This is a genomic window from Moritella sp. 24 (assembly GCF_018219155.1).
GTDB lineage: Bacteria > Pseudomonadota > Gammaproteobacteria > Enterobacterales > Moritellaceae > Moritella.
This window is the reverse complement of sequence record NZ_CP056123.1, coordinates 530,028-555,414: the sequence shown is the minus strand read 5'-3', so window position 1 is coordinate 555,414 and position 25,387 is coordinate 530,028. Positions and strand designations below refer to the sequence as shown.

Genomic DNA, 25,387 nt, shown 5'->3' with positions numbered 1-25,387 from the left:
GTTTTAAATCATAATGTTAGTTATACCACTTCATATCATAAAAGCACATCTGCTTATTAATCAATCAGTCGTTTAATTTCGCTTAAATAAGCCTAGTCATCTTTCACTATTGGCGGGTATTATGGCGCCGATTTCAGGACGAACATCTAATTATCTACAGACGGCATTGTATTTATACTCATAAATTAGTACTAAGCACATAAAATAATGTGCATCTATATCAACGGAGTCATATAGTGAAAAAGCAACTTTTAGCAACAGCAGTAACTGCAGTTCTAGCAATGGGTACATCAACAATAGCAAATGCAGGCAATATTACTGATAAAGTAAGCCTAGGTGCATTTATGGAAGTTGGCGGTTATATTGGCGGTGATACACGTCAATCAATCGATGCTTACCACTTCAATGAAAAATCTGACGAAGCGACATACCATACAGATACAGCTGGTTCTATCCGCGTTAAATACAAAGACGGTCAAGTATTCGGTGGTATCGAAGTTGATGCATACATGAATAAAGATGCTAACTTAGACAAAGCGTTTGTGGGTTTAAAATTTGAAAATGGTGTAACTGTTAAAGGCGGTTTAATCGACTCTGTATTTGATGCACGTTCAAGCTACGGTGATCTTGCGGTTGAGTTTGGTAAAGGCGCAGTTGAAACAGGCGCAGGCGGAGATGTTAACGGTATCACTGCTGAATATAAAAATGACAAGTTATACGCTGGTGTTACCGCTATCCATGATTCAAATAGCCAAACAGGTTCTTTCAATGGTGCTGTAGATTTCAAACCAATGGAAGGTCTATTAATCGGTGCAGGCTTTCTACGTACTGATGGTACTTTCTGGGGTAAAGTAAATGACTCTTACTCTTGGAATATTGGTGCTGAATACCAAGCTACTGAAAAGTTAAAAATTGGTGCTCTATATAATCAATACCGCGTTAATGAAAATGATGAATCTGTAGATTTAAACGCATCTTCAGCATCATTTAACCGTAACTCTGTAGATATGGACCAGTGGGAAATTTCAGCGCGTTATAAGCTAGTTGAAAAACTAACTGTTGCAGCGCAAGTATCATCTCGTGATTACACGTTAGAAGATGCTGACTATACTGTTGATGGCGAAACTCATAATGATGCTAACACTTTATCTGATGCAGGTATGTTCTATGGCTTCGGTGCTTTCTACGATTACTCTAAAAACACACGCTTCTCTGCTGACTACCAATACGGTACAGCACTAAACGAAAGCATGGGTTACATCAAAGCAGCATTCTACTTTTAATTAACCCTCACGTTAGTTAAAACACTAAATAATAAGATACCGAGTCACTGTACTCGGTATTTTTATATCAACAGCCCCCGACTTTATCGCACTATCTCACACCATCTTGCAGGCATTATCCCCTACGCCAATTGATGAATAAAACATCAATATAGCCACTATTTTAGTCCTCATCCACAATATAAGTACTTATGCACATATTGAGTGTGGAAAAGTAACAAAACCTTAGTTAAATGGTCTAATTAATGGTCATAGTCGATGTTTATTAACAAAACAAGCGTCTACTTTTGTAAGTTATCCACCATTTCTGTGGATAACCTTGTGAAGAGTTTACGTTATTACCATTTAACATAATAAAACAGTGATGAAATTATCCACAACTTCTCCACTTTAGATAAAATCCATTTAAAAACAAAGGCTTACACAAACACTTTCAGGCGAAACATCTACGTAACATAAAAATGAGATCAAAGTCTCATTCTGTATGAAAAACGACCGTTAACAGCTAGATTTAAAAGTGTTATTCTGCTAGTAGAAACCTTGAAATATAAGAAAAATTTAATATGCCAGCACAGATTACCGAACCCCGTGATATTAATGAACTAATGCATCGCGCACAAGAAATCGCAGGATTCAACCTACAGCAAATAGCTGCACTACATAATCTCACCGCACCCAATGATCTGCGTAAAGAAAAAGGTTGGATTGGCCAATTATTAGAGCTACACCTTGGTGCGACGGCTGGTAGTAAACCGATTCAGGATTTCCCAGCATTAGGTGTTGAGTTAAAAACAATTCCGATTAATGCACAAGGAAAGCCACTTGAAACAACGTTTGTTTGCGTGGCACCGCTAACCGGTAATCACGGTATTACATGGGAAACATGTAACGTCGCAAACAAGATTAAGCAAGTATTATGGATCCCAGTACTGGGCGAACGAGATATTCCCGTAGCAGAGCGTATCGTCGGCTCACCATTACTGTGGCAGCCAGACCCACTTGAGAATGCACAGTTACAAGAAGATTGGGAAGAACTAATGGATATGATTGCGCTTGGGCAAGTTGAACAGATCACAGCGCGTCATGGTAAGTATTTACAGCTTCGTCCTAAGGCAGCAAACAATAAAGTACGTACAAAGGCTTATGGCAGCGAAGGGGAGATCATTCAGGTGCGACCACGCGGCTTCTACCTTAAGAAAGCCTTTACTCATCAGCTACTCAAAAAACATTTTAATATCTGATCACAGGGGCATGAAGTGGCGTGTTATTTAATGGATTTCTAAAAATTAGGCAAAAAAAAGGCCCGTCATATGACGGACCTTAAACTGCATGAAAAATGGATTACTTACGTTTACCCAATTTTTCTTTAATACGTGCAGCTTTACCAGTAAGACCACGTAGGTAGTATAGCTTAGCTTGACGAACATCGCCGTGACGCTTAACAGTGATGCTTGCTACCACTGGAGAATGTGTTTGGAATACACGTTCCACACCTTCACCGTTTGAAGTGATTTTACGTACTGTGAATGCTGAGTGCAGACCACGGTTACGTTTAGCGATAACTACGCCTTCAAAAGCCTGTAGACGTGATTTATCACCTTCAACAACTTTAACTTGAACTACAACTGTAGCACCTGGTGCAAAAGTTGGTAGATCTGTTTTCATTTGATCTTGTTCGATCTGTGCAATAATGTTGCTCATTTTCTATACCCTAGAATAAACTGAAAAACTCTACTTTAACTCGCGACTTTCGCGAACGATCTCAACAAGAAGTTTCTCTTGCAGATCAGTCAGAGCTAGGTTACTTAATAAATCAGGTCGTCGTTCTAACGTTCGAGCTAAAGACTGTTTCTGTCTATATTGGCTAATTTTACTATGATTGCCACTAAGGAGAACCTTAGGAACAGCCATACCATCTAACACTTCCGGACGCGTATAATGCGGACAATCTAAAAGACCATCTGCAAACGAATCTTGCTCCGCGGATGCCTGAGTGCCTAAAACACCCGGTATCATGCGTGAAACAGCATCAATCATCGTCATTGCGGCAAGTTCACCACCGGTTAACACGAAGTCACCGATAGACCACTCTTCATCAACTTCCGATTGGATGATACGTTCATCGATACCTTCATAACGACCACAAATAAAAATCATCTTTTCATTTGTTGCCAAGTCCAGTACGCCAGCTTGATCCAATTTACGTCCTTGCGGTGAAAGATAAATAACTTTCGCCTCACCACCTGCTGCCTGTTTTGCTGCATGGATAGCATCTCGTAATGGTTGAACCATCATCAACATGCCAGGGCCACCACCATAAGGGCGATCATCGACCGTCTTATGTTTATCGTGGGCAAAATCTCTTGGGTTCCAAGTTTGGAACTTAAGCAGATCGCGTTTTATTGCTCGACCGATGACTCCTTGCTCAGTGATGGCATCAAACATCTCTGGAAAAAGGCTTATAACCCCTAACCACATACTAGCCTCCGCTGACAATGAGTCTTAAAAACTCGGGTCCCAATTAACAATAATTTTTTGAGCTGTAATATCAACATTGATAATTACTTGCCCTTCAAGATACGGGATTAACCGTTCTTTTTTTCCAAAAGCATCTGTTGCATTCGCTTTAATTACTAATACGTCGTTAGAACCGGTTTCCATCATATCTGACACTTTTCCTAACGTATAACCTTTGTCTGTCTCAACAGAGCAGCCAATGATGTCACGCCAGTAATATTCGTCGTCTAATGCTGGAAGTTGATCTGCGTTAATAGCAATTTCAGCACCCGTAAGGGCCTGCGCTTCTTCACGAATATCAACACCTGCTAACTTAGCAATTAAACCTTTGCCATGGCGTTTGCAATCTTCAATCGCCACTTCAACCCATTCGCCTTTTTGCTCGATGAGCCAAGGTGAATAGTCAAAGATTCCTTCTGGAATATCGGTAAAGGAGTTGATTTTCATCCAGCCTTTAATGCCGTAAACAGCACCAAGACGACCAACTACCATAGGTTTGTCAGTTGAACTCACAAGATCTCCTTACCTTAAGATAATTAAGCAGCTTTAGCAGCGTCTTTGATTAACTTAGCAACTGTGTTTGAAACTGTAGCGCCTTTAGCAACCCAAGCTTCAATTTTCACGTTGTCAAGACGAACACGTTCTTCTTGACCAGCAGCCATTGGGTTAAAGAAACCTAGCTTCTCGATGAATTTACCATCACGAGCGTTACGGCTGTCTGTAACAACAACTGTATAGAAAGGTGATTTCTTAGAACCACCACGAGATAAACGAATAGTTACCATATCGTCCTCTTTATAAATTAAGTGTGTATTCAGACCTTGCACTGACAAGGTCCCATTTAGTTCAAATAGTGCTCACGAATGAGACGATTCGAAGTCGCGCAATTTTACTCTTATTTTAATTAAAAGCAACCTTATTGTGTTCCATGGCGAGTTTAGTTGCTGCTATTTATACTATAAGCAATCATTATGTTGTAATTGCGCCGATCAAAAACAAATTAGCAAAAACAAAAAAGCCCTGCTATTTACTAGCAGGGCTTAAAATAAAATGACTATATATAGAAGGGATTTAAAATGGGGTATTAACCAAACGGTCCTTTACCACCGCCCATACCACCCATGCCGCCGCCCATTCCTGGTGGCATCATGCCTTTCATTTTACCCATCATTTTCTTCATGCCGCCTTTACCCGACATTTTTTTCATCATCTTTTGCATTTGCGTAAACTGTTTAAGCAGTTTATTCACATCTTGAATCTGTGTACCAGAACCAGTTGCAATACGGCGCTTACGCGAACCTTTAATAATTTCAGGACGTTTACGCTCTGCTGGTGTCATTGAATTAATAATCGCTTCCATACGATTCGTTAATTTATCATCCATTTGATCTTTGACAGCGTCAGGAACCTCGTTCATGCCCGGTAACTTATCCATCATACCCATCATGCCGCCCATGCTTTTCATTTGCACAAGTTGGTCACGGAAATCTTCGAGATCAAAGCCTTTACCTTTCTGAACTTTTTTCGCCAGTTTTTCAGCTTTGTCTTTATCTACTTTACGTTCTACTTCTTCGATCAGTGATAGAACATCACCCATGCCTAAAATACGTGACGCAATACGTTCTGGATGGAAAGGTTCTAACGCATCAATTTTTTCGCCCATACCGATAAACTTAATTGGTTTACCTGTAATGTGACGAATAGAAAGTGCAGCACCACCACGTGCATCACCATCCGCTTTAGTTAAGATGATACCCGTTAATGGTAAGCTCTCATTAAATGCAGCTGCTGTGTTTGCCGCATCTTGACCAGTCATGGCATCAACAACAAATAATGTCTCAATCGGGTTGATAGCTGCATGTAGATCTTTAATTTCTTGCATCATGTCGGTATCGACATGTAAACGACCCGCGGTATCGACGATCACAACATCAATAAATGACTTACGTGCGTGCTCGATTGCTGCGTTAGCAATATCTACCGGTTTCTGTTCGATATTACTTGGGAAGAATTCAACATCAACTTCGCCAGCTAATGTTTCTAGCTGTTTGATTGCCGCTGGACGATAAACGTCGGCACTTACAACCAATACTGATTTCTTTTCACGCTCTTTTAAGAAGCGAGACAGTTTTGCTACAGAGGTGGTTTTACCCGCACCTTGTAAACCAGCCATCATTAATACAGCAGGCGGTTGCGCAGCAAGGTTTAATGTTTCATTCGCTTCGCCCATCGCAGATTCAAGTTCAGATTGAACAATCTTGATGAAGGCTTGGCCTGGGTTCAGACTTTTCGATACGTCTTGGCCTAGGGCTTTTTCTTTTACATTTTTAATAAATGCGCGTACGACAGGTAAAGCAACATCGGCTTCGAGTAACGCCATGCGCACTTCACGTAGTGTGTCTTTGACATTATCTTCAGTCAAACGACCACGGCCACTGACGTTTTTCAGTGTTGCCGATAAGCGATCTGTTAAATTCTCAAACATGACGTTATCCGTTATAAATTAGATTAAATGCAATAATTACTTATGATTATAACCTTATTTGAGGGCAAAAATCACACTCTCAAGGTGTGCCTAGGCATTGTTTTATAAAAAAATAATATTTTCCTTTCCAAATAATGCATTTGAATATAGCTCTATAGGTAGAGCAAGCGTATACTGGACTGCATAACTACCTATAAATCAACATTAAAGTGAGCCCTATGGAACTGTTTGCTCTCGGTGCTATTATTTTCTATATAGCTGCAACTTATTACTGCATTAAAGCCTTAACGGCAACGCAGCAGCCGAGTATACGTACTATCTTCATGTTAGGTGCGGGTGCAACGCTTTGCCATTTGTTCTGGTTAGGGTTCGATATTGTCACAACAGCAGGTATTAACCTGAGTATCATTAATGTTGCAACACTGATCAGTTTATTCATTTCGATCATCATGACGCTCTCGATCAATAAATTTAAAATATTACCTTTATTACCTATCGTTTATGGTTTTTCGATCATTGTGATTGCCATCAGCTATCTGTTACCGACGATCTACATCTCCAATCTAAGTGATAATGCCCCACTTGTTGTACATATAGTGGTGATACTATTTGCCTATGCCGCATTCATTGTCGCGAGTTTATTAGCGCTGCAAATGGCTTATTTGGACTATCAACTTAAACATAAACGTCCGATTGCGATGCACCCTGCACTGCCATCATTAATGACGATAGAAAAACAGTTAATCAGATTATTAAGTATAGGCTTAGCATTATTATCGGTAGCGATACTGACTAGCTTTATCTTTTTTGAAGATGCATTTACCCATACACAAGCGCATAAAACCGTCTTGTCTATCTTAGCTTGGTTGTTCTATGCAGTATTACTGTGGGGACACTTTAAGCAAGGTTGGCGTAGCAATAAAATTGCATTTGGCACGCTATTTGGTTCTATACTGCTGTCACTGGCCTATTTTGGTTCTCGCTTTGTAAAAGAGGTTCTCCTCCATTAATACTTAGCGACACAAATAACAAACACCTATTAATTATTATACATACACTCGCGTAATCAAAGGATAACACTTGGACGACATATCAACGGGGACCTTATTTGGTCTCCTGACTATTTTAATTCTTATATCTGCTTATTTCTCTAGCTCAGAAACCGGCATGATGTCCCTTAATCGTTACAGGCTTAAGCACCTGGTTAAAAATAACCATACGGGTGCGAAACGTGTAGAAAAACTCCTCAACAGACCGGATCGCTTGATTGGTCTTATTCTAATTGGTAACAACCTAGTCAACATTTTGGCCTCTTCCATTGCCACCATTATTGGTATGCGTTTATTTGCAGACAATGAAGCACTTGGTCTCGCTGTTTCAACTGGTATGTTAACAATTGTTATCCTGATTTTTGCTGAAGTAACGCCTAAAACCTTAGCCGCATTACATCCAGAAAAAGTGGCATTCCCAAGCTCAATTATTTTGCGTCCGTTATTAACCCTGTTTTATCCACTCGTTTGGTTGGTTAATATCATTTCTAACGGCTTGTTACGCTTGTTCCGTGTCAATGTGAACAATGATGATAATGGCGCATTGAGTTCGGAAGAGCTACGTACAGTCGTACATGAAGCCGGTGCAATGATCCCACAGCGTCACCAAGACATGCTTATCAGTATTCTTGACCTTGAAAAAGTGACCGTTGACGACATCATGATCCCGCGTAATGAAATCATCGCAATTGATATCAATGATGATTGGGAGATTCTATTACGCCAATTACGTAATATTTCCCACACCAAAGTATTGCTGTACCGTGACACAATTGATGATGCCGTTGGCTTTGTACATACCCGTGATGCATTACGCCTATTGCTTAAAGAACAGTTTGATAAGACCAGTCTATTAAGAGCGGTAAAAGAACTGTACTTCATCCCAGAAGCAACACCACTTAACGTGCAACTATTGAAGTTTCAACGTAAAAAAGAGCGTATCGGCTTAATCGTGGACGAATATGGTGATATCCAAGGCTTAGTGACACTTGAAGACATCTTAGAAGAAATTGTAGGTGACTTTACGACAACGATGGCCCCCTCTGCAAGTGAAGAGATTGATGCGCAACCAGACGGTAGTTATATTATTGATGGCACTGCAAACGTACGTGACATTAATAAAGAAATGAACTGGCACTTTCCAACGGATGGTCCGAAAACATTGAATGGATTAATTTTGGAGTACTTGGAAGAGATCCCAGAGTCTAACATCAGCCTAAAAATTGCTGACCATACGTTAGAAGTACTTGAGATCGAAAACAATGTCATTCGACGTGTTCGCGTTCAACCTGCGGAGAAAAAGAAGCCTGAGCTCACCCCTTAGTCTACTTATATTTTATAATTACAGAAATCGCAGATAATAAAAAAGCACCTAATTAGGTGCTTTTTTCATTACATTTTAAATTAATAAAATTAATGTTTATTTGTTTGCGTTTTTAACTGCATCTTTCAGTGCTTTACCAGCAACGAATGCAGGAATTGTAGCAGCAGAAATCTGAATTTCTTCACCCGTTTGTGGGTTACGGCCAGTACGTGCAGAACGTTCGCTTACTTTAAAAGTACCGAAACCAATTAGCTGTACAGCTTCTTTTTCTTTAAGGCTATCAGTGATCGCATTTAGGATCTCTTCTAGTGCTGCTTTAGCTTGTACTTTAGTTAGATCTGCTTTCGCTGCAACTGCATCGATTAATTGAGTTTTGTTCATAAGAATGTCCTTTCCACTATTCAATAACATTAAACTGTTAAACACTCTATGCAAAAACACCGTTGACCGCAAAGGATTTATCGCCTTAATTAAGTTAATTGCTGAGAGAATAATCAACAAATGAGGCTACGCTCACACTAATCTCACTCTATGTACAAAAAAACATCATCAAAAAGCGGTTTACATCTCCTTGCCATCAAGCCACGACGGCCCTTATCATCAGGGCTGACGCCTGTTCAATTGCATTTCAAGTGATTAATCTAAGGTAATACCAATGTTAGAAATACCATCGTTTTTAGCAAACTGACGTAATGCTTTGATGCTTTCTGGTGATTTTTGTACTGTTAAAAGATCCAATACTGCTTGTTGAAATTCCATCTCGCCTTTCATTAACTCGTCAGCAAAGATAACATCTTCGTCAAGTTCTTCACCCGCTAATGCTTCTAAATAACTTGCAACAGTACCTATCGATACACGCGATGCATTCACCGCTTCGTTCACATCCGGATCTGGTGCAACTAAGCTATTAAACGCACTGTTTAATGTGACACATGCATCCAGTGCAGGGTAAACACCATACACATCGAACTTATCTAGATCAGGGATAATTGGTTCGAAGCGATCAAATTGAATAGCAAAATTGATTTTGCTATTTTTAACCGTTAATGATTCCCAAAATAGGTCTAATGATAAACGGAATTGTTTTGCATCACCGGTTTCACACGCTTCAGAAAATAATTTGTAGTTAGGAAAGCTGCGTTCAGCAAGTGACGCAATAAAGCTCACTTTCTGCCAAGGTAATAATTTCGTTAGTTGCAGTTCATAGTTTGCTTCAAGCACAAAAATAACCTCTTATTTATTGTTTTTATTCTTTCTATAATAGGTGAATATTTTCGACTTAATAAAAATATTCACCTAAAGATAAATGCCACAGTGGTCTACAGACGTCTTATTCACATCACTACCATCGCTCACGAAGAGACTAACATCGATACCCATGTGCAATGTTGATTCAGCAACAAGAAGGTATGAAATATTCATCTCATACTTTGCTACTTTAATTACCTACCAACAAATAACACGACCCTATTTTTATTTTATAAAATGTAGTTTCTCACTATGATTCCAGCTATTTATACTCGCTATATTAGAGAGATACAAGGCTGACTAATCCAATCTCATTAAATCAACATCAATTCTGATGAAAAGATCAGGATCACACATTCATTCTCACAATCTAGTACTTAACATCAAACTTAAGTTCATCTTGTCCAGTGCTACTATTTGTTATCAAACAGCCAACATCATTAGCGGTATATCACAGCGAATAACAGCTGTCGGTTAACGGATTAACCAACATGTTATCGCGTCAATATATGCATCAAAAATCAGGGATTGATATGAAACGTTTACTTGTTATTTCAGCACTAACGTGTGCGATTGCACCGACCTCCTTTGCTTCTCAACTGTATTTTGATGCCCGTAATGACGCAATGGGTGGTGCGGGTGTCGCCTCTTCCGACTTTGTCACCGCCGCATTTGTTAACCCTGCACTGTTAGGTCAAGGCAACGCTGATTATATTGGTGTCATTCTGCCTGCAATTCCATATAGCGATAATGGTCACACCCGCTATGCGCCAACATCAATCGGTGTTCAAACAGAAACATCAGATGCGTTCTTAGGTGCTTTGGATAACGTTAAAACAGCGCAAGATGCTTATGACAATAATAGAAGTCCATTAACTGCTGCGGCTTATGCAAATGCGCTAAGCCAATTTGATGGTCAACGCATGGACGTCAATGTAGGTACAAGTTTTGCGATTGCCTTACCAAGTAGTGCATTATCAGTCGCTTTCTTTGGTAACTCTTATATGACCAGTGTCGCGACTGCGAAAGTAAGCCAAAGTGATATCGACCTCGCTAACAATCAAACACTAGATGACCTTGATAGCAAGGTCAACCTAGCGGGTGTATCAGTCTCCGATCTTGGCCTTGCGTTATCGATGAACTGGGATGCTAATATTGCTAAAGTCTCGATTGGTGTATCACCGAAATACCAACGTATCGACACATATAGTTATGACATATCAATTAATAGTGATGGCTTGCAAGAGTTTGAAGATGCGTTCCTTGATGGACTCGATAAGCAAAGTCATTTCAATCTTGATGCGGGTATTGCATTTGATTTTTATGACACTTTCCGCGTAGCTGTCAGCGGCCGTAACATGTTAAAGAAAAACCTAGAAGTAGAGACAACTGCATATAAAGGTATCGGACAAGCAGATGAAAAAATGGTATTCACGTTAGCGCCATTAGTTACCGCAGGTTTTGCACTGCACCATGATTTCGCTACATTAACCGCGGAAATGGATTTAAATGATGCGATAGGTTTTGAGAGCAACAGCGAATCTCGCTATGCCCGCGGTGGTGTTGAAGCAAACCTATTTGATTTTTTACAGTTACGCGCAGGTATTCGTCACGACTTAAATGATGTAAGAGATGATCTTTACACCTTTGGTTTTGGTATATCTCCAATGGATTTAGTGCATATTGACCTAGCTGCAACCATCAGTAAAAACGGTGCTTATGGCATTTATCAAGATGGTGAATTTAAAGATAGCGGCCTGAACGCAGCAAATAGCACAAGTGATGAGCCAGTCTATGGTATTGACGGTTTCGTCTTACAAGTATCAGCTAAATTCTAATTTATTGATATTTATCACATAAATAAAATAGTCTAACATAAAACAATAACTCTGATATATTTCAACACCTTACATTAGAGTATGTTAAAAGCACCTTTTAAAAGGTGCTTTTTTGTTATATATCATCGATTAATTCACCTCAAAAAATATATTTTTGCTTATCCTCTATAAGTACACCGGTCGATTTAGATAATGCCGTACTGCATCGAGCCACGCGATAATTTTCTCGAACTTGTAAGGATACATCATGAAAAAGCATACGCTGTCGGCATTAATTAGTCTCTCCCTCTCTGTCGGATATATTTCATCAACCAATGCTGGTCAACAATATTTTCAATCCCGCAGTGATGCAATGGGAGGTACTGGTGTTGCATCAGCCCACTACCTGAGTGCACCACTAATGAACCCGGCATTACTCGCTCGTTTTTCACATACTGATAATGTGGGAATATTACTACCAGCAATAGGCGCTCAAATAGATGATAATAGCGATACCATTGATAGTATCAATACGGCGTCAGATCTAATCAATGAATTAAATAAATATAACTCTAACTCACCACAAGCGCGTGCCACGGCTCGTCAACTTGCGAATGAACTTGAGATGTTAGATAACGAAAAAATCCCCGTACAAGTTGGGCTAGCGGGTGTCATCGCAGTGCCCAATGAAACAGTCTCTTTTGCGTTATTCACCAATACCTATCTTGATCTACAAGTCGCTGCTGATATCAGTGATAGTGATATTCAAGCCTTAAGAGGACAAAACCCAGCTGCAATCGACGAGCTTGATTCAACAATCACGCTTCATGGTGTTGGTGTAACGGATCTCGGTATATCATTAGCCTCTAAATTCATACTGGGTAACACACCTGTTTATGTCGGCTTATCCCCTAAAGTGCAAGCGATTGGCTTTTATCAATATACCGATAGCATCGATAACTTTGACGCCAGTAATTTAGAAAAAGATGGCACTATGGATGATGATGTGGCCTTTAATATCGATGCGGGTTTTGTCGTCGAACCCAATAAACATTTTACTTTTGGTTTAGTCGCCAAAAACATGCTTGAGCATCAAGTTTCTAATGCCTCAGAAACGTTTCGTTATGAAATAAAACCACAAATCACGACCGGCTTCGCACTCCATAGTGAGTGGCTTACTGCCGCTGTCGATATCGATATTACTCAATCAGATACTCTCAGTAACAAAAAGCCATCTCAATACACCCGTCTGGGGGCTGAAATGGATGCATGGGGTTGGTTACAGTTTCGAGGCGGCTTCCGCTATGATTTAAACGACAATGACAGTAACCAAATTACCTTTGGCATGGGTTTATCGCCCTTTAGTATTCTCCATATCGACTTAACAGGCATGTTAAGTGAAGATGAAACCTATGGGTTCGTCGCACAAACAGCGCTGACCTTCTAAATGCTAGTCTATTAAACGTTATGCTATGGTTAATAATAAAAAGCACTTATAACAACCACCTAAACTGGTCTTTTTATTATTAAACCGTAAAATAGCGATAACGAAATTTTATTTAATAGACTGCAATGAATACCTATACACTACACCGTTATCTCGGTTATTTACTCATATTACCCGTGACACTCTGGGCATTAACAGGCGCATTTTTTTTGGTTAAACCCGGTTATGAAAATGCCTATGAACAATTACAGGTAACCACTTACCCGCTTAATTCGACAATACAAATATCCCCAAAGCAAAATTGGCAAGAAATTGCGATTAACCGCTCTATTTTAGGTAAGCATTATCGCGTCAAAATCGATAACAAATGGCAGCATATTAACCCTGTAGATAATCAAGCAGTATCAGAGCCTCGCGCGCAAAACATAGTTAATTTATTACAAGATGCCGTAAAACATAATCCCGATCGTTACGGATTAGTTTTAGACTATAAAGACGGTATTGCGATGACAGATACCAATGTAAAACTCATGTTTGATTGGTCGCGCTTAACCCTACGTCAGCAAGGTGCGGATAGCCGTATTTTTAATACCATGTATGACATTCATTATCTGCGCTGGACAGGCAATAAAACGTTTGATCAGTGGTTTGGATATATCGGTCTAGGATTATTGGTATTAATGGCGTTAACGGGTGTTGTAATGATAAAAAGAACATCAATGAGAGCTAAATAAAAAAGGCAGGTATGTTACATACCTGCCTTTCTTTCATCATACTGATTCATTCGTACATGCTAATTAATGATTCACACTCGCGATTAAACGAAGTGTGATAAATTAATTAAACGATATGAAACTATGATTAAAATTCGTTTTCAGCTTCAGTTGTCGCAACAGCAACCACTTCTTCATCTTTATTGCCAAGTAAATTAGCACGGATAAGACCGTCAATTTCTGTAGCAATAGCAGGGTTATCGATAAGGAATTGTGTTGATTTCGCTTTACCTTGACCGATCTTATCACCCTTGTATGAGTACCAAGCGCCTGCTTTTTCAATTAGTTTTTCTTTAACACCTAAATCGATTAACTCACCGTTACGGTTAAAGCCTTTACCGTATAGGATTTGGAATTCAGCTTGTCTGAATGGTGCTGCAATTTTGTTTTTAACAACTTTCACACGTGTTTCATTACCCGTGATCTCGTCGCCATCTTTTACTGAACCAATACGACGGATATCTAAACGAACTGACGCGTAGAATTTAAGTGCGTTACCGCCCGTAGTCGTTTCAGGTGAACCAAACATTACACCAATCTTCATACGGATTTGGTTAATGAAGATACACATAGTGTTCGTTTGCTTTAAGTTACCAGTAAGTTTACGCATTGCTTGCGATAACATACGTGCTTGTAGACCCATGTGGCTGTCGCCCATGTCGCCTTCAATTTCAGCTTTCGGTGTTAGTGCAGCAACAGAATCGACTACGATAATATCAACAGCACCTGAGCGTGCTAGCATGTCACAAATTTCTAGCGCTTGCTCACCTGTATCCGGTTGCGATACTAATAACTCATTAATATCGACGCCTAATTTACCTGCGTAGATAGGGTCTAGAGCATGCTCAGCATCAATAAACGCACAGATTTTACCTTCACGTTGTGCTGACGCGATAACTTCTAGTGTTAACGTTGTTTTACCACTTGATTCAGGACCATAGATTTCTACGATACGACCCATTGGTAAGCCACCAGCACCCAACGCGATATCAAGAGAAAGTGAACCAGTAGAAACTGTTTCTACGTCCATGGTACGGTTGTCACCCAGCTTCATGATAGAACCTTTACCAAATTGTTTTTCAATTTGTCCAAGTGCTGCAGCTAAGGCTTTTTCTTTATTCGCGTCCATTTTATTCCCCTGAGGCATAATCGAGTATTTAATTTTATAGCTTAAGTATACTGTTCGTTCATACAGTATCAAGCAATAAAATCATATTTTTTGAAAAATTATTCATGGCTCATATTTATCCACAAAAAAATACAGTCGCCACCTTGCTTTAGCATTGTTATTATAGCCGCAATTATCTTTTTAGAACCGAGCCGCTATGCAACCTGACTTTCTTGCCCCTCAAGACTTAACGAATCACACACCGATGATGCAACAATTTTTTAAGTTAAAAGCTGAGCAACCAGATATCCTATTGTTTTATCGTATGGGTGACTTTTACGAGTTATTTTATGATGATGCTAAAAAAGCGTCACAACTATTAGGTATCTCGCTGACCAAGCGTGGCAAGTCAAACGGTAACCCGATTCCAATGGCAGGTATTCCTTACCATTCATTGGAAGGCTATCTAGCAAAGCTAGTACGTAGTGGCGAATCGGTTGCTATCTGTGAGCAAATCGGAGACCCAGCAACATCAAAAGGGCCCGTAGAACGTAAAGTCGTACGTATTGTCACACCCGGTACAGTCAGTGATGAAGCCTTATTGACAGAACGTAATGACAATTTATTAGCGGCATTATTTCATGACGGTAGCAACTTTGGTTATGCCACCCTTGATATGGGTAGCGGCCGCTTCTTGATCAATCAATTTAACTCTGAAGAAACCTTGCTGGCAGAACTGCAACGTACTGAACCAGCAGAGCTACTTTATTGCGAGTCGTTTGAATCAGTTCAACATATTAAACACCTTAAAGGTCTACGTCGTCGCCCAGAATGGGAATTTGACTTACAAACAGGTCGCAATGTGTTATGCCAACAGTTTGGTACTAAAGATCTGGTAGGTTTTGGTGTAGAAAGTTCGCCCGTGGCACTATGTGCGGCAGGTTGTTTAATGCAGTATGTTAAAGAAACACAGCGAACAGCGTTACCACATATCCGAGCGATCAAGCTTGAACAAACCGAACAAATGGTTGTTATGGATGCGGCAACACGTCGTAATCTAGAGCTAACACAGAACTTGTCTGGCGGTGTTGATAATACCCTTGCTGAAATACTTGATCACACTTCAACGCCAATGGGTAGCCGTTTACTAAAGCGCTGGTTACATCAGCCTATCCGCGATAGCTTGGTATTAGAACAACGTCAGTCAAGTATTCAATCGCTACTTGATGTTGGCGCATTAAACGATATCCAGCCAGTGCTACGCACTATTGGTGACATCGAACGAATCATTGCGCGTTTATCACTGCGTTCTGCACGTCCACGTGACCTAGTACGTTTACGTAATGCATTCCAACAACTGCCTACGCTGCAAACCCTGCTTGCAGAACACAATGCGGACCACTTAAACTCGCTGCAGCAACTGGCTGGCGAATTTAGTGAACTTGAAGCATTATTGAGCTTTGCTGTTATCGACAACCCTCCTGTGTTAATTCGTGATGGTGGTGTTATTGCACCCGGTTACAATCAAGAACTAGACGAATGGCGCGCACTAAGCCAAGGCGCAACCGATTATTTGCACGCTTTAGAAGAACGTGAAAAACAGCAGACAGGAATTCCAACATTAAAAGTTGGTTATAACAGAGTACACGGCTATTTCATCGAAGTAAGTCGCCTGCAATCAGATCAAGTGCCTGCCACTTATATCCGACGTCAAACGCTTAAAAATACTGAACGTTACATTATTCCCGAACTGAAAGAGCACGAAGATAAAGTACTTAGTAGCCAAGGTAAATCACTGGCGCTAGAAAAACAGCTATACGAGCAACTATTAGATAAGTTATTACCTTACATTCCTGCACTACAAGACAGTGCAGCTGCATTATCAGAATTGGATGTATTATGTAATTTTGCTGAACGTGCAGAAACCTTAAACTACTGCCGTCCAACAATCAGTGTTAAACCGGGTATCGACATTACCAATGGTCGTCACCCTGTGGTTGAACAGGTGATGACAGAACCGTTTATTGCCAATCCAGTGCAGCTTAACCCTGAACGTCGCATGTTAATTATTACTGGCCCGAATATGGGTGGTAAATCGACATATATGCGTCAAACAGCATTAATCACGCTAATGGCGCACATCGGTAGTTTCGTACCTGCAGAGCAAGTAACAACATCATTAATCGATCGTATCTTTACACGTATTGGTGCATCGGATGATCTGGCATCAGGTCGCTCAACCTTCATGGTAGAAATGACTGAAACAGCAAATATTTTACATAATGCAACCGCGAACAGCTTAGTATTGATGGATGAAATTGGCCGCGGTACAAGTACCTACGATGGCTTGTCATTAGCGTGGGCTTGTGCAGAATATCTAACGAATAAGATCCAAGCTTATACCCTCTTTGCAACGCACTACTTTGAACTAACGACGTTAACAGAGCAGCACCCTAGCTTGGTGAATGTACATCTAGATGCGGTTGAACACGGTGACTCAATTGTGTTTATGCATGCAGTGCAAGATGGCGCAGCCGATCGCAGTTACGGACTACAGGTAGCAGCATTAGCCGGTGTACCAAAGCCCGTGATTCACGCAGCGAAAGTGAAGTTGCATGAGTTAGAACTAAACTCGCACCAACCAACTGCGGCAGGCGAAAGCCCACAAGTGACAGCTGAACCACTACCGCATCCTATTATCGATGACCTCAATACGTTGAATATTGATAATATGACGCCACGTGAAGCATTGGATGCTTTATACCGTTTAAAAGAACTACTTTAATGGTTAGTGAGAAATAAGCGTTAGTTTAATTTAAACAGCTCACGATAGATTAGAAAGCCCAAATTATCTAAGTCATGTAAAATGGCGGCATGGTTATTTGGGCTTTTTGTTACATACGTAACGACTCGCTCTAATGCTTTTCGTTGTGTCGAGTAAATTCCTGCAATCACTCTGTATTTAATCAGTCTACCAGCTTGCGACACCCCCATACTGTCGATATGGGCTATCGCGATATAGTCTGGTATATCGGACCACTGATAAGCCTGCTTTAGCCATTGTCCTAAATAATAAATATCGTCATCGAGCTCTCTAAATTTACTGCTTGCTTCGCCATCATCAAGGTCTAATTGGTATGCATCGGTATAACTAAAACAATCAAAGTCGGTCACAAGTCTATGCATTGCATGACTCATTTTCCAAGACACATCGCTAAAACTATGATGCTTTAATCGAGACTCAAGTTGAGGGGTATCAATAGCAAGTTCATTAAAAGCAGACTTGAAGGATTGATAAAAGATAGCTTCTTTTTCAGCTCTTGCACCCGACAATCCATGAATATCAGTTGGCAATACAAGAAACTCCGCATCACTCGGTATGGCAGGCAGGTCGCTATTAACAAATAATCGAGGCGTAGAGCAGCCTGTGATCAGTAACCCGCTACTAATTACAAATAACAAGTGAACAAAACAACGAAAAAATGACATAACCGTCCTTAAACAATCCATGTTTGCAGAGGTTTATTAAGATACTAAAAACGAATGAATAGTATGACTGATTTTAATAAAATAAGCAGAAAGGCTGAGTTAATGGCTAATCATTAAGACGAGTAACAACTTAATGATTAACTGCTCAATAGTATTACGTTTAATGAATTGTTATAACCTAAACAATGCCTCAACAGAGAGTCCTTGCTGCCCTAACAACTCCCGTAATCGTCGTAATGCTTCGACTTGTATTTGACGAACACGTTCGCGCGTTAAACCAATTTCACGGCCGACATCTTCGAGTGTGGAGGCGTCATAACCAAGTAATCCAAAACGTCTTGCCAATACTTCCCGCTGCTTTGGATTTAGCTCTTCAAGCCAACGAACGATACTAAATTTAATATCATCGTTTTGCGTGCAGCTTTCAGGCCCATCTCCTTTCTCATCCGAAATAATATCTAATAACGCTTTTTCTGAATCCCCACCAATCGGCGTATCAACAGAGCTAATACGTTCATTTAAGCGCAGCATTTTACTGACATCAGCAACGGGTTTATCTAATTTATCAGCAATATCTTCCGCGGTCGGTTCATGATCTAACTCGTGGGCAAGTTCACGTGCGGCGCGAAGGTACACATTGAGTTCTTTAACGACATGGATGGGTAAACGAATAGTACGGGTTTGATTCATGATAGCGCGTTCGATGGTTTGTCTTATCCACCATGTCGCATAAGTTGAAAATCGAAATCCGCGCTCGGGATCAAACTTCTCAACAGCGCGGATCAAACCGAGATTACCTTCTTCAATTAAATCAAGTAAAGCTAACCCACGGTTATTGTAACGTCTTGCAATTTTAACCACTAAACGTAGATTACTTTCAATCATACGCTTTCGTGAACTCGCATCGCCACGTAAGGCACGACGTGCATAAAAAACTTCTTCTTCTGCTGTCAGTAACGGTGAAAAACCAATTTCCCCAAGATAAAGCTGTGTTGCATCTAAGCTTTTTGCATCGTTAGGGACGAGTTGCTCATCGTCAAATATACCCATCCCTGGTCGTGCTTTTTTATCGTTTTCAGATACATCATGATCTTCAACGTCTAACTTCTTTGCATCAGTTATCTTGCTCATTACGGTTAGTCCTCTGACTGAAGTAAATCGCTTATTAAGATTAGTCTAATAAACGACTTTCAGTCGGGCTTAACGTTTAGGCAAATAACGCATAGGGTTAACCGGCTTGCCGCGATAGCGAATTTCAAAATACAGTTCAGCACCCGAATTAGGTCCCGTGTTACCCATACTTGCAATCTTCTGACCAGACTTAACCCACTGTTGTTCTTTCACAAGTAGCTTTTGATTATAGGCATAAGCACTTAAATAATCATCATTATGTTTGATGATGATTAGATTGCCGTAACCACGTAGACCATTACCAGAATAAACCACGCGACCCGCTTCTGAAGCCAATACATTACGGCCTAATGAACCCGCGATATTGACCCCTTGCTGTCCTGTCTTACTGCTCGAATAAGTGCTAATTAACTTGCCTGATGCCGGCCACGCCCATGACAATTTATTATTATTCACAGCCTTAGGTTTCGATACTTTAGCAACAGATGGCTTCGGCGCTTTAACAACTGGAGGCTTCGCCTTTACCGGTGGTTTTGTTTTAACCGGCGGCTTAGCTTTAGCGACTACAGTCTTTGTCGGTGCAGGCTTCGCTAATGGGCGAGATGGCGCTTTAACACTCGTTTTAGTCGGTTTTTTACTTGCTGTTTTTGCTGTTTTTGCTACTTTTACCGGTGTCAGTTTTTTATATGATGACTTCGGTATTTTACCCGTTAGCTTGAGCACTTGCCCTGGATAAATTTGATATGGATTGGGAATGTTATTCAATGCAGCTAAATGCTTGAAATCTTGATTACTACGCCACGCAATCGCATATAAGGTTTCCCCTTTTTTAACGCGATAAGTAGACGTACTAATACGTGACTTTAATTCTGTTTTATAACCCTGAACGCTAGTAACAGGTGCAGGACTATAGTTAGCTGTAGAACAACCAACTAACTGAGTTAAAAAAAAGTAAGCCGCTATGCTATGCCATAACTTCCATCGGCGTATATTGCGTAAACCTCTATGAGTGGAGTTTTGCCTCCATGTTTTCACGCCAACTCTCCATTAATTAGAGGAACAAAACGCACGTTTTCAATATTTTGACTTGTATAGATGTCACCGTTACGCGTAATCACTTGTAATACTTGAGATTCGACACCTAATGGTAGAATTAGTTGCCCGCCATCGACCAATTGCGTTAATAATGCTTGTGGTACGCTCGCTGGAGCAGCAGTCACAATAATGGCATCGAAAGGCCCTTTACTCTGCCAGCCTTGCCAACCATCACCATATTTCATTACGATATTATGTAGATCAAGGTTTTTTAATCGACGTTTAGCTTGCCACTGCAAAGCTTGAATACGCTCTACAGAATAAACACGGGGAAACACTTGCGCCAAAATAGCCGTTTGATAGCCAGAGCCAGTACCAATTTCTAATACACGCTGTGGTTTAGTCTGCAATAACAACTCGGTCATACGCGCTACAATATACGGCTGAGATATAGTTTGCCCAGCACCAATTGGCAACGCTTGGTTACCCCAAGCCTGCAACGCGAATGCTTCTTCAACAAAATAGTCCCGAGGGGTATCTTGTATCGCAGTTAATACACGAGGATCTTTAATCCCTTGTTGTTCGAGCAACGATTTTATACGCTGCCCTGCAACACCTGTATTACCAAGTTCGATCATAGGGTTCCTGATTTAGGCTCTTGGTCAAAATGACGGATAACAACTTTTTCTTCAATCAATTCACGTACAACACTTGTCGCGAAACAACCTGACGGGAGATAGAAACTCACTGTTAAGCTGTTATCAGCCAGTTCATAACTAAAGTTTTGTGGACGTAATAATAAGGCTTTGCGTTCTTGACGTAGACCCGCAGCAATTAAGCCTTCAAGTAGCTCTGGATACTCTTCAACAATGCTTTGTTCAAAAGCAAGTGCATCACTCATCGCACTGCTATTACCTTTACCTACTAACGGTGCAGATAGCTGTAATGCGCCTTGTGCAACACGTTCGACAATATCATCACTTAATGTTTCTTCAGCGAAGAAAGAGTTCGAACCTTGTAAGATAAAGCAATCGCCTGGCATTGCAGTTTGCCATTTATCTTGACTAATACGGTCACTGACTACGCGATTAAACAGTAAACTACGGGCAGCTGAAATGTAAAAACTACGCTTATTACGGTCTCTAATTTTTTTGCCTGCAAACATCTCTTTTGCATACGTGATATTGCTACCATTACGACCGAATCGTTGCTCACCAAAGTAATTTGGCACACCTGTCGTTTTGATATTCTCTAAACGTTCAAGCAGTCCATCGGTACTGCTTAAATCGGTCAATTTTAAAGTAAACTGATTACCTTTAAGTGCGCCTGTACGTAATTTTTTGTTGTGACGCACAACTTTTAATACTTTAATCTGATCCGTTTCAACAACCGAGAAATCAGGTGTTTCTTTACCCGGCATGTGGATACCAAACCATTGCTCAGTGATCGCATGGCGATCTTTAAGACCTGCATAACTCACGTGCTTATCTGCTACACCTGCCGCTTTCGCTAATGCACGAGCAACATATTGGGTATTTTCGCCTTCTTTACGGATAGAGATGAAGATATGTTCACCTTCTCCCGTCAATTCAAAACCAAGGTCTTCAATAACCACAAAATCGGCAGCTTCCTGCTTAATAAAACCTGTTACGCTAGGTTTGCCATATAGATATTCAAATTCAGGAAGCATTGTTCTCTCCACATTAGGGTTAGTTTGCATTAATTGGTTTCGCTTTTGTATTCTTTCTTAATAACTTAAGTATTTTTCATTAATAGTACGACAGCTTCACATGCAACGCCTTCTTTACGTCCTGTAAAACCAAGTTTTTCTGTCGTTGTCGCTTTTACATTTACGGTTGATATATCTGTTTCAAGATCATCACTTAACACAGCACGCATTGCTTGAATATGCGGTGCAATCTTAGGTGCTTGTGCAATGATGGTGACATCTAAATTACCAATGCGATAACCCAGTTCCTTCACTTTACTAAACACATCTCGTAATAAAATACGGCTATCAATGTTTTCAAATTCTGCAGATGTATCAGGGAAATGGTGACCAATATCGCCAAGAGCCAGCGCGCCAAGTAAGGCATCACAAATCGCATGTAAAGCAACATCACCATCAGAATGCGCCAAGAAACCTTGCTCATAAGGGATCGCAACACCGTTAATCATCACAGGACCTGCATTACCAAATTTGTGAACATCAAAACCATGACCAATTCTAAACATTAAATACCTTCCCTATTTATTATCATTCGTTGATTGTTGTAAAAACAATGTTGCTAGCGGCATGTCTTCTGGGCGTGTGATTTTAATATTATCAGCACGGCCGATAACCATCTTAGGCATTAGCCCTAAGAGCTCGATAGCTGACGCTTCATCTGTAATATTGGCATTATCAGCTAAGCCCGTCGTTAACGCTTCTGTTAGTAATTTAACAGGGAACATCTGCGGTGTTAATGCATGCCATAACAAATCACGATCGACAGTCGCAATAATATTACCTTGTGCATCAGTACGTTTCATCGTATCGCGAACCTGACACCCTAAAATAGCACCGTATTCTGATGTTAACGCGCTATCAATAAGACTATCGACATCAGTGTGATTTATACAAGGTCTAGCCGCATCATGTACAAGTACCCACTTGTAATCCTGACAAGCCTGTAAACCGGCTAATACAGAGTCAGCTCGCTCTTTACCACCATTAACACGGATAATTGCGGGGTCATTAGCAATAGTAAGATCGGCAAACCAACCGTCCTCAGGACCGAGTGCAACCACGACTTGTGCAATACGTGGGTGGCTCAATAGTGCCGTTAACGTATGCTCAATAACGGTTTTACCTTGTAACATCAGATATTGCTTAGGAATGTTAGCGCCCATTCTGGCACCAACACCAGCGGCAGGGACAACCGCAATAAATTGTTCAGTCATCTCTATTACCTAGTTATCGTCATTAATAATACGGTAGAAAGTTTCACCTTCTTTGATCATACCCAGTTCGTTACGCGTACGCTCTTCGATTGCATCATTACCATTGCGTAGATCTAAGATCTCATTCTTTAAGGCTGTATTGCGGTCGATTAATAATTGATTATTTGTTTGTTGGACGGCAACTTCACGCTCGATACGTTTATAGTCCATCAAACCGTTGTTACCGGCAATAAAATGGTAAATCAGCAGGCTGAGAATTGAGATTAATATAAGATAAAGCAGGCGCATGACAATCATCCCGTAAATGAATCAGTTATTGTCACATATAATGCAGAGATTGGTTAGCGTATAAATAAAAAAAACCCGCTAAAAAGCGGGTTTTTTAATCTATTCAGAATTAACAGTTAAGCGGATTAAGCTTGACCCTTAACCTCTTTAAGACCGTTGTATGGTGCTTTTGAACCTAGTGCTTCTTCGATACGTAGAAGTTGGTTGTACTTAGCAACACGATCAGAACGGCTTAATGAACCAGTTTTGATTTGGCCAGCACATGTACCAACAGCTAGGTCAGCAATTGTTGAATCTTCAGTTTCACCTGAACGGTGAGAGATAACAACTGTGAAACCAGCATCTTTAGCCATTTTGATTGCAGCTAACGTTTCAGTTAGTGAACCAATTTGGTTAAATTTGATTAAGATTGAGTTAGCGATACCGTTGTCGATACCACGCTTAAGAATCTTAGTGTTTGTTACGAATAGATCGTCACCAACTAATTGGATTTTATCACCCATTAGTTTAGTTTGGTGTGCGAAACCATCCCAATCAGACTCATCAAGACCATCTTCGATAGAAACGATTGGATATTCTTTAGTTAGATCTTGTAAGAAGTAGTTGAACTCTTCAGAAGTGAATTTCTTACCTTCACCTTTAAGATCGTAGATGTTTGCTTCTTTGTCGTAGAACTCAGATGCAGCACAATCCATCGCTAAAGTGATGTCTTTACCTAGTTCATAACCCGCGTTTGCAACAGCAACTTTAATTGCAGCAAGTGCAGCTTCGTTTGACGCTAGGTTAGGAGCGAAACCACCTTCATCACCAACAGCTGTTGAGTGACCGTCAGCTTTAAGTACTTTAGCAAGGCTATGGAATACTTCAGCACCCATACGTAGACCTTCACGGAAGTTTTCAGCGCCAACAGGTTGGATCATGAATTCTTGGATATCTACAGAGTTATCCGCATGCTCGCCACCGTTGATGATGTTCATCATTGGAAGAGGCATAGAGTATTCACCAGAAGTACCGTTTAGATCAGCAATGTGAGCATAAAGAGGAACTTTCTTAGAGATTGCAGCAGCTTTAGCTGCAGCTAAAGAAACAGCTAAGATCGCGTTTGCGCCAAATAAAGCTTTGTTTTCAGTGCCATCTAGATCGATCATGATTTGATCAAGCTCAGCTTGTGCAATTGCATCTTTACCAGCTAGTGCTTCAGCAATTGGACCGTTTACAGCTGAAACAGCTTTAAGTACGCCTTTACCTAAGTAACGCGCTTTATCGCCATCACGTAATTCAAGCGCTTCACGAGAACCAGTTGATGCGCCAGATGGTGCAGCAGCCATACCGATAGAACCGTCAGCAAGATGAACTTCTGCTTCTACCGTTGGGTTACCACGTGAATCCATGATTTCGCGACCTAGAACTTTAACGATCTTAGACATTTTTGATTTCCTTAACTATTAAA

At 40.5% G+C, this 25,387-nt stretch carries 26 protein-coding genes; 8 read left to right on the top strand and 18 right to left on the bottom strand.

Annotation, left to right across the window (positions count from 1 at the left end):
• Positions 1-236 precede the first annotated feature (236 nt).
• Together HWV00_RS02555 and mutH are read left to right on the top strand one after the other, a co-directional pair.
• Positions 237-1,283 carry a hypothetical protein gene (locus tag HWV00_RS02555; protein ID WP_211684564.1) on the top strand — a complete coding sequence of 349 codons (1,047 nt, stop codon included), beginning with the start codon at positions 237-239 and terminating at the stop codon, positions 1,281-1,283.
• 563 nt (positions 1,284-1,846) lie between these two features.
• Positions 1,847-2,524 (top strand): DNA mismatch repair endonuclease MutH, encoded by a 678-nt coding sequence (gene mutH / locus HWV00_RS02550; protein ID WP_211684563.1) that lies wholly within the window; start codon positions 1,847-1,849, stop codon positions 2,522-2,524.
• A 100-nt stretch (positions 2,525-2,624) separates the two neighbouring features.
• Here mutH and rplS read toward each other — a convergent pair whose 3' ends face one another.
• The 5 genes from rplS to ffh all read right to left on the bottom strand — a co-directional run bounded on the left by rplS (position 2,625) and on the right by ffh (position 6,285).
• Entirely contained in the window at positions 2,625-2,984 is a 360-nt protein-coding gene (gene rplS / locus HWV00_RS02545) for a 50S ribosomal protein L19 (protein ID WP_211684562.1), read from the bottom strand.
• Between the two features lie 30 nt (positions 2,985-3,014).
• A complete protein-coding gene (trmD, locus tag HWV00_RS02540; protein ID WP_019628943.1) occupies positions 3,015-3,761 on the bottom strand; it encodes a tRNA (guanosine(37)-N1)-methyltransferase TrmD in 747 nt (248 codons plus the stop codon).
• A gap of 24 nt (positions 3,762-3,785) precedes the next feature.
• Complete coding sequence (rimM, locus tag HWV00_RS02535; RefSeq protein WP_211684561.1) at positions 3,786-4,313, bottom strand: ribosome maturation factor RimM; 528 nt, start codon at positions 4,311-4,313, stop codon at positions 3,786-3,788.
• A gap of 23 nt (positions 4,314-4,336) precedes the next feature.
• Positions 4,337-4,585 (bottom strand): 30S ribosomal protein S16, encoded by a 249-nt coding sequence (gene rpsP / locus HWV00_RS02530; RefSeq protein WP_006033748.1) that lies wholly within the window; start codon positions 4,583-4,585, stop codon positions 4,337-4,339.
• A gap of 299 nt (positions 4,586-4,884) precedes the next feature.
• Positions 4,885-6,285 (bottom strand): signal recognition particle protein, encoded by a 1,401-nt coding sequence (ffh, locus tag HWV00_RS02525; protein ID WP_211684560.1) that lies wholly within the window; start codon positions 6,283-6,285, stop codon positions 4,885-4,887.
• 218 nt (positions 6,286-6,503) lie between these two features.
• Here ffh and HWV00_RS02520 point away from each other — a divergent pair, with 218 nt between their 5' ends.
• Both HWV00_RS02520 and HWV00_RS02515 read left to right on the top strand, forming a co-directional pair.
• Positions 6,504-7,295, top strand: a complete 792-nt coding sequence (locus HWV00_RS02520) for an inner membrane protein YpjD (protein WP_211684559.1) — start codon at positions 6,504-6,506, stop codon at positions 7,293-7,295.
• Positions 7,296-7,365: 70 nt separating this feature from the next.
• Complete coding sequence (locus HWV00_RS02515; RefSeq protein WP_211684558.1) at positions 7,366-8,658, top strand: HlyC/CorC family transporter; 1,293 nt, start codon at positions 7,366-7,368, stop codon at positions 8,656-8,658.
• Between the two features lie 96 nt (positions 8,659-8,754).
• Here the strand turns inward: HWV00_RS02515 and HWV00_RS02510 are convergent, their stop codons facing one another.
• The 3 genes from HWV00_RS02510 to HWV00_RS21390 form a co-directional block, all read right to left on the bottom strand.
• On the bottom strand, positions 8,755-9,039 hold the full coding sequence (locus HWV00_RS02510) for an HU family DNA-binding protein (RefSeq protein WP_211684557.1): 285 nt from the start codon (positions 9,037-9,039) through the stop codon (positions 8,755-8,757).
• 255 nt (positions 9,040-9,294) lie between these two features.
• Entirely contained in the window at positions 9,295-9,879 is a 585-nt protein-coding gene (locus tag HWV00_RS02505) for a YjaG family protein (RefSeq protein ID WP_211684556.1), read from the bottom strand.
• Between the two features lie 75 nt (positions 9,880-9,954).
• Positions 9,955-10,080 carry a hypothetical protein gene (locus tag HWV00_RS21390; protein ID WP_255554879.1) on the bottom strand — a complete coding sequence of 42 codons (126 nt, stop codon included), beginning with the start codon at positions 10,078-10,080 and terminating at the stop codon, positions 9,955-9,957.
• A gap of 359 nt (positions 10,081-10,439) precedes the next feature.
• Between HWV00_RS21390 and traF the strand changes: the two genes are divergently transcribed.
• The 3 genes from traF (at position 10,440) to HWV00_RS02490 (ending at position 13,904) form a co-directional block, all read left to right on the top strand.
• On the top strand, positions 10,440-11,744 hold the full coding sequence (gene traF, locus HWV00_RS02500) for a conjugal transfer protein TraF (protein WP_211686288.1): 1,305 nt from the start codon (positions 10,440-10,442) through the stop codon (positions 11,742-11,744).
• 247 nt (positions 11,745-11,991) lie between these two features.
• Positions 11,992-13,170, top strand: coding sequence for a conjugal transfer protein TraF (locus HWV00_RS02495; protein WP_211684555.1), 1,179 nt, complete (start codon positions 11,992-11,994; stop codon positions 13,168-13,170).
• Positions 13,171-13,295: 125 nt separating this feature from the next.
• Complete coding sequence (locus tag HWV00_RS02490; RefSeq protein WP_211684554.1) at positions 13,296-13,904, top strand: PepSY domain-containing protein; 609 nt, start codon at positions 13,296-13,298, stop codon at positions 13,902-13,904.
• 127 nt (positions 13,905-14,031) lie between these two features.
• Here the strand turns inward: HWV00_RS02490 and recA are convergent, their stop codons facing one another.
• Positions 14,032-15,090, bottom strand: a complete 1,059-nt coding sequence (gene recA / locus HWV00_RS02485; protein WP_211684553.1) for a recombinase RecA — start codon at positions 15,088-15,090, stop codon at positions 14,032-14,034.
• Between the two features lie 178 nt (positions 15,091-15,268).
• Here recA and mutS point away from each other — a divergent pair, with 178 nt between their 5' ends.
• Entirely contained in the window at positions 15,269-17,836 is a 2,568-nt protein-coding gene (gene mutS / locus HWV00_RS02480; protein WP_211684552.1) for a DNA mismatch repair protein MutS, read from the top strand.
• 20 nt (positions 17,837-17,856) lie between these two features.
• Here the strand turns inward: mutS and HWV00_RS02475 are convergent, their stop codons facing one another.
• From HWV00_RS02475 to eno, 9 genes are all read right to left on the bottom strand, one after another.
• Positions 17,857-18,540 carry an RNA polymerase subunit sigma gene (locus HWV00_RS02475; RefSeq protein WP_211684551.1) on the bottom strand — a complete coding sequence of 228 codons (684 nt, stop codon included), beginning with the start codon at positions 18,538-18,540 and terminating at the stop codon, positions 17,857-17,859.
• 171 nt (positions 18,541-18,711) lie between these two features.
• Positions 18,712-19,671, bottom strand: coding sequence for an RNA polymerase sigma factor RpoS (gene rpoS / locus HWV00_RS02470; RefSeq protein ID WP_211684550.1), 960 nt, complete (start codon positions 19,669-19,671; stop codon positions 18,712-18,714).
• Between the two features lie 69 nt (positions 19,672-19,740).
• A complete protein-coding gene (locus HWV00_RS02465) occupies positions 19,741-20,706 on the bottom strand; it encodes a peptidoglycan DD-metalloendopeptidase family protein (protein WP_255554875.1) in 966 nt (321 codons plus the stop codon).
• Positions 20,703-21,344, bottom strand: a complete 642-nt coding sequence (locus HWV00_RS02460; RefSeq protein ID WP_211684549.1) for a protein-L-isoaspartate(D-aspartate) O-methyltransferase — start codon at positions 21,342-21,344, stop codon at positions 20,703-20,705. Before HWV00_RS02460 ends, HWV00_RS02465 begins: the two co-directional genes overlap by 4 nt.
• Positions 21,341-22,396, bottom strand: coding sequence for a tRNA pseudouridine(13) synthase TruD (gene truD, locus HWV00_RS02455; protein WP_211684548.1), 1,056 nt, complete (start codon positions 22,394-22,396; stop codon positions 21,341-21,343). The genes HWV00_RS02460 and truD overlap by 4 nt, the downstream gene beginning before the upstream one ends.
• 65 nt (positions 22,397-22,461) lie before the next feature.
• On the bottom strand, positions 22,462-22,941 hold the full coding sequence (gene ispF / locus HWV00_RS02450; protein ID WP_211684547.1) for a 2-C-methyl-D-erythritol 2,4-cyclodiphosphate synthase: 480 nt from the start codon (positions 22,939-22,941) through the stop codon (positions 22,462-22,464).
• A 12-nt stretch (positions 22,942-22,953) separates the two neighbouring features.
• Positions 22,954-23,649 carry a 2-C-methyl-D-erythritol 4-phosphate cytidylyltransferase gene (ispD, locus tag HWV00_RS02445; RefSeq protein ID WP_211684546.1) on the bottom strand — a complete coding sequence of 232 codons (696 nt, stop codon included), beginning with the start codon at positions 23,647-23,649 and terminating at the stop codon, positions 22,954-22,956.
• Between the two features lie 9 nt (positions 23,650-23,658).
• Complete coding sequence (ftsB, locus tag HWV00_RS02440) at positions 23,659-23,937, bottom strand: cell division protein FtsB (RefSeq protein ID WP_211684545.1); 279 nt, start codon at positions 23,935-23,937, stop codon at positions 23,659-23,661.
• Between the two features lie 125 nt (positions 23,938-24,062).
• Positions 24,063-25,364 carry a phosphopyruvate hydratase gene (eno, locus tag HWV00_RS02435; protein ID WP_211684544.1) on the bottom strand — a complete coding sequence of 434 codons (1,302 nt, stop codon included), beginning with the start codon at positions 25,362-25,364 and terminating at the stop codon, positions 24,063-24,065.
• Between the last annotated feature and the right edge of the window lie 23 nt (positions 25,365-25,387).